This window comes from Mesorhizobium sp. M0408 (assembly GCF_040321495.1).
GTDB lineage: Bacteria > Pseudomonadota > Alphaproteobacteria > Rhizobiales > Rhizobiaceae > Mesorhizobium.
This window is the reverse complement of the sequence record NZ_JAMYRO010000017.1, coordinates 38,792-52,136: the sequence shown is the minus strand read 5'-3', so window position 1 is coordinate 52,136 and position 13,345 is coordinate 38,792. Positions and strand designations below refer to the sequence as shown.

The window sequence follows — 13,345 nt, the reverse complement described above, 5'->3', positions numbered from 1 at the left end:
TCGGTTAGCTGAAGCGTCTGCAACCCTTGCCGAGCATGACCGCGACACTGCCGGAGCAACAGCTGCCTTCATGGCAGCTTCGATCGTCGATACAGATCCGGTTTGGCGTCCATCGCGATGCCCACGCGCGCGCCGGTCGCGAGCGCCTCGACCCCCGCTTCCGCCACCCGCGCGGCGCAGTAGCCATCCCATGCGTCGGCCGCGACTGTCGGAAACACGCCCGAACGGACGAATTCCAGGAACGCCTTGTCCTGAAGCCTGTAGGCTTCCGCGAAGCGTGGCCGCCAGTCGGGAGCATAGCGCTCGTAGGCCATCAATTGGTCGTTGCGGCGCGTGTAGACGGGCGCATTCAGAAGGACCGATCCCTTCTCGCCGACGAGCTCGCCACGAACGTCGTAACCATAGGCGGCATTGTTGTTGATCTCGATGTTGACGAGCTGGCCCTTGTCCGTCTCGAGCACCATGAAGACCGGCGCGCCGGTCTTGGTCGTGTGGACGACCGAAGGCTGGAAGACGGAGATCGCCTTGTAGTCGGTGCTGAGCACAAAGCGGGCAACGTCGAACTCGTGCGGGGCCGAATTGGTGACGGCCATCTGACCGGTGAAGTTCGCCGGCGCCTCCACGTTGCGGTGGAAGTTGTGCATCATGATCGCGCGACCAAGTGAGCCATCGTCCAGTATCGCCTTCAGATCGCGGTAGGAGGGATCGAAGCGGCGCATGAAGCCGAGTTGGACGAAGCGTCGGCCGCGCGCGACCTCGGCCTCGATCACATGAAGGCATTCGTTCGCGTCCTGCGACAGTGGCTTTTCGCAAAGCACAGGCTTGCCGGCCTCGATGGCGGCCAGCGACAAGGGCGCGTGGGTGTCGTCGGGGCTGGCGATGACCACGGCATCGACGTCGCCGCGCCTGATGGTCGCGACCGGATCCGTGGTGACGTCTCCCGCGCCGTGTTCCTGCGCCACTGTCCTCGCCCGCTCGGGTGAGGCGTCGCATACGACCTGCAGGGTTGCGCCGGGCAACTCCTCCGCCACGATCCGGGCATGGTCGGCCCCCATGATGCCGGCCCCAACGATCGCAATTCTAACGGTCATGCTGCTGCTTTCATCTTCTGAGGGCCCATTGGCGAAGAGACTTGTCGCCATAGGCCGCGAGTACCACGATCACCCCGAGGATCAGCACGAACCATTGCGGCTGCACGCCCATCACGACGAGATACGATTGGATGGACGACAGCACGAATGCTCCCATCAGCGCTCCAAGAAGCGATATGCGGCCGCCGGCCAGCACGCACCCGCCAAGCACGCAGGAGGCGATCGCCTGCAATTCCATGAGACGACCCATCGACCCGTCCGCGAAACCGAGCTTGCCGGCCTCCAGCGTGCCGGCGAACGCCGCCAGCATTCCGCACAGGACGAACGCGGACAGCTTGATGCGACCGACGCGGACGCCACGGGAGTGAGCGCTTTCTGTCGATCCGCCGACGGCGAGCAGCCGGTTGCCGAAAGGCGTCGCCTTCAACATCACCAGTAGGACGGCGACTACGGCGATCAGCCAGTAGAGCGCGGTGTTGAAGTCGAGGAAATCGTCACCGCCGAGCAGGAAATAGCTGCATCCCTTGCGCGCGGCATAGGGAATGGAGAATGAGAACCCCTCGGTCAGCGCGATTGCAATGCCTCGAAAGATCATCAGCGTCCCAAGCGTGACGATGAGGGACGGCGTGCCGGTCCGGGTCACGAGCAGCCCATTCAGTAGGCCTATGGCCGCACCCACGATGATCGCGGCGGCGGCTGCGGCCAGCGGATCGACATGTGCTGCGAGCCACAGATAGGCCAGCGCGCCCATGCCAAACGTCGAGCCGACGGAAATGTCGATCTCGCCCGTTCCGATGACCAGTGCCACCCCCAGGCTCATCAGGCCAAGTGTGGCCGTCACCTGGACGATCGTCCCGATGTTGTAGAGGTTGGCCCATCGACCATCCGATGTCGACGCGAACAGGATGACCAAGACCGCGCCGATAAGAAAGATGCCGACCTCGGCGTGACGCCGTATCAGGGGTTTGGCGGCCGACAAAGCCATCAGGCCGTCTCCCGCTTCTCGACCACACGGCCGCCCTGACGGATAACTTCCTCCAGCTCCTCGGCCGTCATCGCATCAGTGGACGCGTCGGCGACCTTCGAGCCGTTCTCCATGATGACGATGCGGTCCGCGAGCTTGTGGACCTGGAAGATGTCGTGGGTGATGTAGATCACTAGCAGGCCCTGTTCCTTGAGCTGCACGGCAAGCTCGTTGACGTGTTCGCGTTCGCGTACCGACAGGTGATTGGTCGGTTCGTCCATGATGACGACGCGGTTCTTGAATTCGACCGCCCGGCCGATCTTGACCGACTGGCGCTCACCGCCCGACAGGCGTTCCACCTCATCGTCAGTAGATACGTTGTCGCGAAGTCCGAACTGCCGGATGACGCGGGCCGACTTCTCGCGCATCAGCGCGAAATCCAGAAAGGGAATGCCGAGGATGCACTTCACCGGCTCCCGCCCGAGATAGAAATTGCGGGCGATCGACAGATTGTCGCAAAGTCCCACCGACTGTTGGATGGTCTCGATGCCTTGATCTATGGCGAGCTTGGGATGGAACTTCTCAGCCCTCCTGCCATCGAAGAAGACCTCCCCGGAAGTTGGCGCATGAATGCCGCATAGGACACGGATCAGCGTCGTCTTGCCGGCGCCGTTGTCCCCGACGAGGCCCACCAGCTCACCTGCGTGGAAGTCGACGGAGACGTTCCTGAGCGCATGGAAGGCGCCGAAATAAAGGTCGAGGTTCTTGACCTGGATGAGAGGATGATCGTTCGTCATTCGGGCGCGCTCCCGTGTCAAACGCTGTGCCCGAGGCGCCGGGCCAGACTCTGATTGAAGATGACCGCCGCGATGAGCACGACGCCGACGAAGGTGATGTACCAGGACGATGGCGCTCCGAGCGCAATCAGCTCGTAGCGGAAGCTCACCACGATGAGTGCGCCCAGGATGGCGCCCAGGATCGAACCGCGCCCACCGGTGAGCAGACAGCCGCCGATGACCGCAGCGGAGATTGCCTCGAGCTCCATGTTCTCGCCAAGCGTCACGTGGGTCTGCGGTTGGTTGCACAAGGTCAGGATGCCGGCAAAGCCAGCCAGCAGCGAGCAGAGTACGAAAGTGACGATCTTGACCCTTTCGGTCCTAACACCTCGCGATTCGGCGCTTTCCCGCCCGCCCCCGGTCGCAAGCAGTCGGTTTCCGAACGGCGTTGCCCACAACATTAGGCCGAGAAGCGCCGCAATCGCCACAATCCAGAAGATCGCGGCTTCGACGCCGAACAACTCACCGCCCAGAACTCGTGTCAGCGGATGGGCGCGCACGTCGGGAGAGAAATTGTGCACCGATCCGCCCGTCCAGACATAGATGATGCCGCGCGCGATGAAGAGGCCGCCCAGGGTTACGATCATTGACGGCAACTGCCCCTTGACCACGGCAATGCCCTGGCCCAAGCCGGCAAGCGCCGCAATGAGAAGCGCCACGAGCAGCGAACCGGGGACGCCAAGTGGTGGCTCCAGGGTGATGAAGGAAACGCCCGCCAGCCCGTAGACCGAACCCACCGAAAGGTCGATTTCCTTGGTCATGATGACCAGTGCCTCGCCCATCGTGACGAAGGCGAGGATTGATGCGAACTGGGTCACGTTCGACACGGTCGGAACCGTCCACCAGCCGGAAAAGTCGACAAGCGTAAAGACGGCAAGCATGACCGCGACGCCGATGACCGCGCCAAAACCCTGGCTGCGAACAAGGTGTTTCATTCAGTTTTGTTCCGCTGTTCCGGGACCTGCTGTAAGCGGATAAAGAAGGGGCGGCCACTCCCCGAGGAAATAAGCCGCCCCTCTCGGGAGGAACCCTTACCAGGTGTTCTGTTCGTCGTAGGCCTTGTCACCGAACACGGCCCGGACCTGCTTGGCCCATTGATCGGCGTTGTCCTTGTTGATGATGACCGGCCCGGTCAGGATGTCGCTCTGCGGCGCGTAGCCGAATTTCTTGTTCCAGTAGAGCCATTCCATCGGCTCGTAACCCTGGAGCCAGAAGCCCTGGCTGTTGGTCGCCAGAAGGTGGCCGGCTCGGACGCCTTCAATCGAGACTGGGCCCTCGTCGACCGTCAGGATGGTCATACCCTTATCGTCGACATCGGGATCGAGCTTCATCTCGTTGGCGACGCTCCAAGCCCAGGGTGCGGACCAGCCGGCTACAGTGAAGATATAGTTCGTGTCGGGATTGGCCTGCAGGAACGACTGCAGCGCGTTGCGTGCGCCGGCCGGCTCGGCACCGATGAACAACTCGTCGAACTTGGCGCCAACGGCCGCCATTGCATCTTTCATGCCCTTGCAGCGGGCTTTGAGACCCTGGTGGGCTGAATCGTGGCTGGCGCAGACGACATGCTTGGGTTGCGGAATTTTGCCTTCCTTGGCCTGTTCGATCGCGTATTCGCCGAGCTTCTTGCCCGTCAAATACTCATCACCGCCGACGTAGGTCAGGTAGGGGATGCGCTCACCAGCTGGCCGACTATCCGGGATGTTGAAGGCAACGACTGGAATGCCTTCGTCGATCGCCTTGCGCAGGGGGCCTTCGAACGCGTCCGAGCTGACGATTGGTACCGCGATGCCATCAGGATGCGTTGCAATCGCTTGCTCGAGAAGGCGGACATGCTCCTGGACTGAATAGTTGTTGGTTGAGATGTATTCCGTCTTCACGTTTGGATATTTCTTCTCGAACTCCTTCAGCGACAATGTCAGCCAGTTCATGTTGGGATCGTTCGATCCAATGTGCGAGACCATGACGAAGCGGTACTGCTTGTCATTGTCTTGCGCACCCGCTGTGCCTGCAACCACACTGGCGGCCAACACGGCCGTTAGCATCGCCAATTTCTTGATATTCATGGGGCTCCTCCCTCCGTTTAACGATGCAAGTATTCCCGATTGAAACAACATCATTCAAGCTGCGTGATTGGTCATTCGTGATGCGAATAGCATCAAAATTTGCTGCGCGGCACAAAGTCTACGTAAGCCATTCAAACATTGTGGTTGCGAGCATCTCAATTTTCCTGAATGATGCGTTTTGCATCAAGTATAGGAGATTCCAGTGACCGACGGCACCCAGGGCAGGCTTTGGAAAGGTCCTACGATCCAAAATATCGCCGCACTTGCCGGAGTGGGCCCAGCGACTGTGGACAGGGTCCTGAACAGCCGAGGCGGCGTCCGGGACAAGACAAGAGCGCGCGTGCTGGCGGCGGTGGAAAAGCTTAGCAGCGAAAGCAAGGAGCGCGACGTTCCGCTCCGCATCCTGCTGATCTGCGATTCCGGTGAGACGTTCAACGCCGCGATGGCTTCGGCCGCAGCTGAGGCCAATCGCACGCTCGCGGGCATCGAGATCGACGGCGTTTATGTGAGCACCAGTGAGGTTGAGCCCGCCTCATTCGCGCGGCAGATCGAGCAGCGCGGCGAGGGAATGGACGGCGTGGTGATCATCGCCCGCGAGCATCCGGCCATCAACCGCGCGATCCGCAAGCTGCGAACCATCGGGATTCCCGTAATATGCCTGACGACGGATCTGCCGAGTTCGCGCCGCTCGGTTTATGTCGGCAATGATCAGTACGCCGCTGGCAGCGTCGCCGCGCTGCTGATCGGCAATGCCCTGCCGAGGGAGCGCAACAATATCCTGATCGTCATGAGCGTACCGTTTCGCTGCCAGCAGGAGCGTGAGATGGGCTTTCGCAGGGTGCTACGGTCGGATTTTCCCTATCTGAAGATTGAAGAGCGCGTGATCTCGGATGACCGACCCGAAACCACGTGCGGCCAGCTGACGCGCTATTTCGAGGCAAATGGTCACCCTGCCGCGATCTACAATGTGGCCGGAGCGAACCGGGGTGTGGCAAAGGCTCTGGAGATGGCCGGCAAAGCGCACGAGACGGTATTCGTTGGCCACGAACTGACGAACCATTCCCGTAACCTGCTCGAGGCAGGCATCATGGATTATGTGATTTCGCACGATTTCGTTAGCGAACTGGGCGCAGCCGCTCGCTGGATCAAGGACAATCTCAACGGCCTCACAGCCGAACCCGCGCACTCTCAGATACTGGTCCATACGCGATATAATTGCGGGCTTTGAGGGTCTAATCCTCTGAATCACCGTCAATACAGCACGAAGGTCGAAGCCTGTCGCTGCGAAGGCTGGCTGGCCAAGAGCAACTCTAGGCTGTAGTGAAAATTTAATCATTTGAGCCGGAGCATGATGGCAGCGAGCTTGACGAAGCCGAGGAAGTTGGCGGCGATTTTGTCGTAGCGCGCTGCGATGCGCCGCCACTGCTTGGGCTTGGCGAAGAAAGCCTCGATGCCCCAGCGGTTTTTGTAAGCGATCCTGTCGTAGTTATGTTGGTACACAAATGGCTCGATCCGCTCCCACTGATCGTCGCGTAGAACCTCACCTTCCAAACCCAAGCCGTTAAATTGTCACTACAGCCTAGATCCTTGACGATTGCCGGTGAGCCGTCCTCGCGAGCACCTTTCCACGAGCACCTTTCCAGATGCGGCTACCGAACGTTTCGGCAATGAGCTCCGGCGCGCCGACCTTCCAGCGCTTTGGAAATCTCGGCGCATCCATTCAAAGGCCGAGCATCAGATCCATGTTCTGCACAGCGGCGCCCGAGGCGCCCTTGCCGAGATTGTCGTAGACGGCAAGCAGCAGCGCCTGAGCTCGATCGTCATTGGCGAAGACGTAGAGCTTCATCCGGTTGGTGCCGTTGTAGATCTCCGGATCGATGTCGGGCATGCGTTCCTGATGCAGATACGGCGCCACCTCGACCACGCCGCCATCGAGGGAAGCGAAATGATCGGCGATCGCCGCGTGGAGCTCGGCGCCGGTCGGCACATGGTCGAGGCCGCCAAGTTGCAGCGGCACCACCGTGATCATGCCTTGCGCGAAATTGCCGACTGCCGGCTGCATGATCGGATCGTGCGAAAGCCTGGCATAGGTCCTGAGCTCCGGCACGTGCTTGTGCTGCAGCGTCAGTCCGTAGGGCAGGAATTCCGGCGCATCCTCGCCTTTGGCGACATAATCCTCGATCATTGGCCGGCCGCCGCCGGAATAGCCGGAAATGCCGTTGACGGTGACCGGAAAATCGGCCGGCAGCAGCCCCGCCGCAACCAGCGGCCGCAGCGTCGCGATTGGTCCTTGCGGCCAGCAGCCCGGATTGGCGACGCGCTTCGCCGAAGCGATCTTCTTCGCTTGGTCCTTGTCCATTTCGGCGAAACCATATTCCCACCCATCGGCGACGCGATGTGCCGTCGAGGCGTCGATCACCTTGGTGGTGTCATTGGCGATCAGCGAAACGCTTTCCTTGGCGGCCCCGTCCGGTAGGCAGAGGATCGCGACATCGGCGGCATTGAGGAACTCGGCGCGCGCTGCCGTTTCCTTGCGGCGCTCGGTCGGGATGGAGATGATTTCCAAGTCGCCACGCTCGGCAAGCAGCGCCCTTATCTGCAGACCGGTAGTGCCGTGCTCGCCGTCGATGAAGATTTTCGGTTTCATTGCTTGCCAAAATTCCTGTTATCTCAAAGCTATATGCCGCTTGCCTGATTCAATCCGGCAACGCCGTGATTGCCCTGGTTCATTTCTTCGAGTCGGGCCTTTCGTTCCGCCAACAGCCCGAGATAGTGCATGGCCACCATCGACCCGGCAATTGCCGTTATATCGGCGTGATCATAGGCTGGCGCAACCTCGACGACGTCGGCGCCGACGATATCGAGCTGGTTGATCTGGCGCAGCACCGACAGGATCTTTGCCGAAGACGGGCCTCCCGCGACCGGCGTTCCGGTGCCGGGCGCAAAAGCCGGGTCCAGGCAATCGATGTCGAAAGTGACGTAGGTCTTCTTGCCGCCCGTACGGTCGACGATGGCATAGGCGATGTCCGACGCACGCATTTCCTCCACTTCATGGCCATACAGGATCTTGATGCCGAACGTGTCGGGCGCATGGGTGCGGATGCCGATCTGGATCGACCGGTCGGGGTCGATGATGCCCTCCTTGACTGCACGGCCGACGAAGGAGCCGTGATCGATGCGCTTGCCGTCGTCGGGCCAGGTGTCCTGGTGTGCGTCGAACTGCACCAGAGCCAGCGGGCCATGGATGGCGGCATGCGCCTTGAGCAGCGGCCAGGTGACGAAGTGATCGCCGCCGAGCGACAGCAGGAAGGCGCCGGATTTCAGGATCTTCGCCGCTTCGCGTTCGATCGTGGCAGGCGTCTTCTGGTGATTGCCGCTGTCGAGCAGGCAGTCGCCATAATCGACCACGGCAAGCTGTTCGAACAGGTCGCGCGAAAACGGATATTGCGGATCGTTGTCGAGGATGGCCGAGGCGCGGCGGATTGCCTGCGGTCCGAAACGGGCGCCCGGCCGATTGGTGACCGCAGCGTCGAAGGGAATGCCCCACACCACCGCATCGGCGTCCTTCACGTCCTTCGAATATTTGCGCCGCATGAACGACAGGGCGCCGGCATAGGTCGGCTCGAACGACGCACCCGTCCTGGAGCGGGTGGTGAAGGCGTGATCGATGGTCCTTGGCGGCATGAAGCGATCTCCTGTGCGTCGACGCGCAACCTTATTGGACATAATTCTCAGAATTGCGACCCCTGCGGAGGATCATGGCCATTCGATCCGGTCACAAATCCTTGCTCGCCAGGCGAACCCGGCATGGCTCGCCAGGAGATTGCCTGGCAAGCAACCGAAAGTAGCCGCCAACGGCTGCTTCGGCCGGCGCTGACCTGAATTTTCCAGCATTTTGCAAGCCGGCTTCGTTCACCTGCCTGTCACGGGCATCGCTTAACCGGGGTGCGATCCCGATACGGAGCGATTCTCATGCGAACGATTTGGCTGAGCCTTCTGCTTTCCGCGGCGCTGGCGCTCTCCCTTGGCCAGGCATCGGCAGGCGAAACGCGCGCCAGGCAGATTCTCGACCGCTTCGAGCACGCCAACCAATGGCGCGACCATGTGATAGTGGCCGCGCACCGCGCCGGCGGCATGCAATCCGGCAAGACGCTCTATCCCGAAAATTCGATCGCCGCCGTCGAGGCGTCGATCGCAATGGGCGCCGAAATCGTCGAGGTCGATATCAGGCGCTCGAAGGACGGACAGTTCGTCGTCATGCATGACAGTTGGCTCGACCGCACGACGAATTGCAAGGGTGAGGTGGTCAACCGCACGATGGCCGAACTCAAGACGTGCCGGTTGGTGATCGAAGGCACCGGCGCCGTTACGGGCGAGACGGTCTCGACGTTGCGCGAGATGTTGATGACGACCAGGGACAGGATCCTCATCAATCTCGACAACAAGCTCGATACCGAAAGCCTGGCCGGCATGGTCGCGGTCGCGCGCGACCTCGGCATGGCCGAACAGGTGATCGTCAAGGAGAACCTGTGGGATGCGGAGAGGATCGCCACGGTTGCGGCCGCCATGGACGCGATCGAGGGCGGCTTCCAGTTCATGCCGATTATCGCCGATGACGCGGTTCACGACGCCATGTTTGCCGAAAAAGTCAGCCGGGCGTTCCCGGTGCGCGCGATCGAACTGATCAATTGGCGGGCCGGCGCCGAGACACTGACCGAGACCGGCGGCCCGCTGTTCAGCCCGCGCATGCGCGCGCTGGCGGTGAGGGGCGACTGGCACATCTGGGCCGACACCTATGCCATCGTCAACAAGCCGGGCGGCTTCCTCGCCGGCGGTCGCGGCGACGAGCTGGCGGTTGCGGCCAGCCTGCCGCGCGAGACTTATGGCTTCTGGGTCGAGCGCGGCGCCACCATCATCCAGACCGACGAACCGAAGGCCGCCATCGGTTGGCTGGCGGCGAACGGTTTTCGCGTGCCCTATGCCGGTGAGAAGCGCCCGGCCGAGCCGGCCAACACGGCCAGCATCAACTAGACCGGCGCGGCGAGAACTGCATCTCCCTCTTGTGGGGACGATGCCCGGCAGGGCAGAAGGGCGCTGTCCCGCCGACCCCAGGCCGGCAGCGCCAAACTTTCGAAGGAACCCAGAAACAGAAAACCCGCCTCTGTGGGCGGGTCGTTGGAGCCAATTAGCACCACACCCAGATTAGTAGCATAGCTGCCGGCACAAAGCAAGAACAAAAATGTGGCGTAGTGGCAGAAAAATGCGACGATCCTTCAGCGTCTCGGCTGTCCCGCCTGTAAGGTCGCGCGCCTTAGCTGTCGTGCCGGCAATCTTCCCCGCAAGGGAACCCACTTGGGGGAGATTGGCTCATCACTGCCTTCGGTAATCTACCCGCAGGCCGCCATTGCCACACCATCCAGCTCCTTGATGACATCGTCCGACAGTTCGAGGTCTGCAGCGGCGAGGTTCTCCCGCAGATGCGCGACGGCAGACGTGCCGGGGATCAGAAGAATGTTGGGTCCGCGGCGAAGCAGCCAGGCGAGCGCGACCTGCATGGGCGTGGCGCCGAGGCGTGCGGCGACCTTGGACAAGGTCGACGACTGCAACGGGTTGAAGCCGCCAAGTGGGAAGAACGGCACATAGGCGGTGCCGTCGTGGGCGAGATCGTTGATCAAGGCATCATCGCCCCGATGCGCCAGATTGTACTGGTTCTGCACGCAGACGATCCTGCACATCCTGCGGCCTTCGGCGATCTGTGCAGCGGTGACGTTGCTCAGCCCGATGTGGCGCACGAGGCCCTGTCGCTGGAGCTCGGCAAGCGTCGCAAGCGGCGCCTCGATCGACCCTTCGGCGGGGCCATGCGCGTCGAACATGACCCGAAGGTTGACCACCTCCAGCACGTCGAGTCCGAGATTGTGCAGATTGTCGTGCACCGCCTGTGTCAGCTCTTCTGCCGAGAAGGCCGGCAGCCATGAGCCATCCGTGCCGCGTCGGGCACCGATCTTGGTGACGATAACGAGGTCGTCGGGATAGGGTGCGAGCGCTTCGCGGATCAACAGGTTGGTCACGTGCGGGCCATAGAAGTCGCTGGTGTCGATGTGGTTGACGCCTTGTGCAACGGCTTCGCGCAGTACGGCCAATGCCGCGTCGTGGTCCTTTGGTGGGCCGAAGACGCCGGGCCCTGCGAGCTGCATGGCACCGTAGCCGAGCCGTCTCACCTTGCGGTCGCCGAGGATGAATGTGCCGGACTGGTCGACGCTGGACATGGTCTTTCTCCTTCAGGGATGGTGCAGAGATAGACGCTGTCCGATCTCATGATAATTGGGTACAATTCGCACGGGCTGTGCGGAATGACGAACAATGCAGATTGATCTCGGGGATCTGAACGCCTTCGTGGCCGTAGCGCGCGCCAAAGGCTTTCGCGATGCGGCACGCGCCAACGGCGGCAGTGCGTCCGGCTTGAGCGAGGCGGTACGCCGCCTGGAGACGCAGCTCGGTGTCAGGCTGCTCAACCGGACGACCCGCAGCGTCGTCCTGACGGAAGCTGGCGAAGGCCTGCTGGCGCGGCTCGGTCCTGCCTTGACCGAGGTGGAATCGGCCCTCGACGTAGTGAACGGCTTTCGCGACAGGCCGGCAGGTACGTTGCGCCTCAATGTGCCGGTCAGCGCGGCGCGGCTGGTACTGCCCAGCATCGTTCCGCCTTTTCTCGCCGCCTATCCGGGCATCCGGTTGGAGGTGATCTCGGAGGAGAGCTTCGTCGATGTGCTGGCGGCGGGGTGCGACGCCGGCATTCGCTATGAGGAGCGGCTGGAGCAGGACATGATCGCTGTGCCGATCGGACCGCGCGTGCAGCGCTTCGCCATCGCCGCCAGCCCGGCCTACCTGGATCGTCATGGCCGGCCGCAACACCCGCGCGACCTGCTCGGCCACGCCTGCCTGCGCGGCCGCTTTGCCAGCCGTGCGATGCCGCCGTGGGAATTCGAGCGCGACGGCGAGGTGGTGCGGGTCGACCCGACGGGGCCGCTTGTCGTGACCCTGGGCGGGGCGACTGACCTCAAAGTCGATGCAGCCATCGCCGGCACCGGCATCATCAGCCTGTTCGAGGATTGGCTACGCCCTCACTTCGAGAGCGGGGCGCTCGAACCGCTGCTTGAACCCTGGTGGCAGAGCTTCTCCGGGCCGTTCCTTTACTATCCCGGCCGGCGCCTCGTGCCGGCGCCGTTGCGGGCGTTCATTGACTTTATCAAGGCCTGAAGTCTGCCACCATGCGTGCGAGCCGCGCCCGATGGGGTGATTGGTGCCTCTTTTTGTGGAAAAGGCCGCCCGGAGGCGGCCTTTCGAAAACGTGTAATTGCGCAGCGCTTAACGCTTGGAGAACTGGAAGCTCCGGCGGGCCTTTGCCTTGCCGTACTTCTTGCGCTCGACGACGCGGCTGTCGCGGGTCAGGAAGCCACCCTTCTTGAGCACGGCGCGCAGCGCCGGCTCGTAATAGGTCAGCGCCTTGGAGATGCCGTGGCGCACGGCACCCGCCTGGCCGGAAAGGCCGCCGCCGATGACGGTGGCAACGATGTCGTACTGGCCGGCGCGATTGGCGGCGATGATCGGCTGGTTGAGGATCATCTGCAGCACCGGACGCGCGAAATATTCGGCGAACACCTTGTCGTTGACGACGATCTTGCCGGAGCCGGGCTTCACCCAGACGCGGGCGATGGCGTTCTTGCGCTTGCCGGTGGCGTAGGCGCGGCCCGACTTATCGAGTTTCTGGACGTGGACGGGTGCGGCCGGCTGGGTGTTGGTATTGCCGGTGGCAGCTCCGAGTTCTGCGAGCGAGGAAAGCTCAGCCATCTTACGAAACCTTCTTGTTCTTGGCGTTCAGCTTGGCCACGTCGAGGACGACAGGCTGCTGGGCGACATGCGGATGTTCCGTGCCTGCATAGACGCGGAGGTTCTTCATCTGGCGACGGCCGAGCGGGCCACGCGGGATCATGCGTTCGACGGCCTTCTCGACGACACGTTCGGGGAAACGACCCTCGAGCAGCTGGCGCGCGGTGCGCTCCTTGACGCCGCCGGGGTGGCCGGTGTGCCAGTAATAGACCTTGTCGGTGAACTTCTTGCCGGTGAACACCACCTTGTCGGCATTGATGACGATGACGTTGTCGCCGTCGTCGACGTGCGGGGTGAAGGTGGGCTTGTGTTTGCCGCGAAGATGATTGGCGATGACAGTGGCGAGACGGCCGACGACGAGACCCTCGGCGTCGATCAGCACCCACTTCTTCACCACATCCGCAGGCTTCTGCGAAAAGGTTGCCATGGATTGTTGCTTTCGGTTCGGACCTTCAAAAGAAGGCGTTTCTTGTTGCTTGGATTGGCGAAAGGCGCTTGCCCGCCGCC

The 13,345-nt window shown here is 62.1% G+C and carries 13 protein-coding genes and 1 pseudogene; 3 read left to right on the top strand and 11 right to left on the bottom strand.

From position 1 onward, the window contains the following. Positions 1–68: 68 nt before the first annotated feature. The 5 genes from NKI67_RS20430 to NKI67_RS20410 form a co-directional block, all read right to left on the bottom strand. Positions 69–1,091: a Gfo/Idh/MocA family oxidoreductase gene (locus NKI67_RS20430; protein WP_023674634.1), complete on the bottom strand. Its 1,023-nt coding sequence runs from the start codon at positions 1,089–1,091 to the stop codon at positions 69–71. Between the two features lie 10 nt (positions 1,092–1,101). Continuing rightward, positions 1,102–2,076, bottom strand: coding sequence for an ABC transporter permease (locus NKI67_RS20425; protein ID WP_352646544.1), 975 nt, complete (start codon positions 2,074–2,076; stop codon positions 1,102–1,104). Beyond that, positions 2,076–2,852 (bottom strand): ATP-binding cassette domain-containing protein, encoded by a 777-nt coding sequence (locus tag NKI67_RS20420; RefSeq protein ID WP_352646542.1) that lies wholly within the window; start codon positions 2,850–2,852, stop codon positions 2,076–2,078. The genes NKI67_RS20425 and NKI67_RS20420 overlap by 1 nt, the downstream gene beginning before the upstream one ends. A gap of 17 nt (positions 2,853–2,869) precedes the next feature. Further along, positions 2,870–3,826 (bottom strand): ABC transporter permease, encoded by a 957-nt coding sequence (locus NKI67_RS20415; protein WP_352646539.1) that lies wholly within the window; start codon positions 3,824–3,826, stop codon positions 2,870–2,872. A 96-nt stretch (positions 3,827–3,922) separates the two neighbouring features. After that, positions 3,923–4,954, bottom strand: a complete 1,032-nt coding sequence (locus tag NKI67_RS20410; RefSeq protein ID WP_023674637.1) for a sugar ABC transporter substrate-binding protein — start codon at positions 4,952–4,954, stop codon at positions 3,923–3,925. A 202-nt stretch (positions 4,955–5,156) separates the two neighbouring features. On the opposite strand from NKI67_RS20410, the gene NKI67_RS20405 reads away from it, so the two are divergent. Continuing rightward, complete coding sequence (locus tag NKI67_RS20405) at positions 5,157–6,182, top strand: LacI family DNA-binding transcriptional regulator (RefSeq protein WP_023674638.1); 1,026 nt, start codon at positions 5,157–5,159, stop codon at positions 6,180–6,182. 104 nt (positions 6,183–6,286) lie between these two features. Here the strand turns inward: NKI67_RS20405 and NKI67_RS20400 are convergent. The 3 genes and pseudogenes from NKI67_RS20400 to speB form a co-directional block, all read right to left on the bottom strand. Further along, positions 6,287–6,451: pseudogene (locus NKI67_RS20400) on the bottom strand (transposase); the annotation flags it as partial. Positions 6,452–6,674: 223 nt separating this feature from the next. Then, positions 6,675–7,601: an N-acetyl-gamma-glutamyl-phosphate reductase gene (argC, locus tag NKI67_RS20395; protein ID WP_352646536.1), complete on the bottom strand. Its 927-nt coding sequence runs from the start codon at positions 7,599–7,601 to the stop codon at positions 6,675–6,677. 29 nt (positions 7,602–7,630) lie between these two features. Beyond that, positions 7,631–8,638, bottom strand: coding sequence for an agmatinase (gene speB / locus NKI67_RS20390; RefSeq protein WP_352449331.1), 1,008 nt, complete (start codon positions 8,636–8,638; stop codon positions 7,631–7,633). Positions 8,639–8,926: 288 nt separating this feature from the next. Here speB and NKI67_RS20385 point away from each other — a divergent pair, with 288 nt between their 5' ends. Further along, positions 8,927–9,985: a glycerophosphodiester phosphodiesterase family protein gene (locus NKI67_RS20385; protein WP_023674642.1), complete on the top strand. Its 1,059-nt coding sequence runs from the start codon at positions 8,927–8,929 to the stop codon at positions 9,983–9,985. Between the two features lie 356 nt (positions 9,986–10,341). On the opposite strand, the gene NKI67_RS20380 is transcribed toward NKI67_RS20385, so the two are convergent. Beyond that, positions 10,342–11,220: an aldo/keto reductase family oxidoreductase gene (locus tag NKI67_RS20380; protein WP_352456605.1), complete on the bottom strand. Its 879-nt coding sequence runs from the start codon at positions 11,218–11,220 to the stop codon at positions 10,342–10,344. Positions 11,221–11,314: 94 nt separating this feature from the next. On the opposite strand from NKI67_RS20380, the gene NKI67_RS20375 reads away from it, so the two are divergent. After that, positions 11,315–12,208, top strand: coding sequence for a LysR family transcriptional regulator (locus NKI67_RS20375; RefSeq protein WP_352456606.1), 894 nt, complete (start codon positions 11,315–11,317; stop codon positions 12,206–12,208). Between the two features lie 108 nt (positions 12,209–12,316). On the opposite strand, the gene rpsI is transcribed toward NKI67_RS20375, so the two are convergent. Together rpsI and rplM are read right to left on the bottom strand one after the other, a co-directional pair. Continuing rightward, positions 12,317–12,799, bottom strand: a complete 483-nt coding sequence (gene rpsI / locus NKI67_RS20370) for a 30S ribosomal protein S9 (protein ID WP_023674644.1) — start codon at positions 12,797–12,799, stop codon at positions 12,317–12,319. 1 nt (position 12,800) lies between these two features. Further along, complete coding sequence (gene rplM / locus NKI67_RS20365; RefSeq protein ID WP_023674645.1) at positions 12,801–13,265, bottom strand: 50S ribosomal protein L13; 465 nt, start codon at positions 13,263–13,265, stop codon at positions 12,801–12,803. Positions 13,266–13,345: the final 80 nt, after the last annotated feature.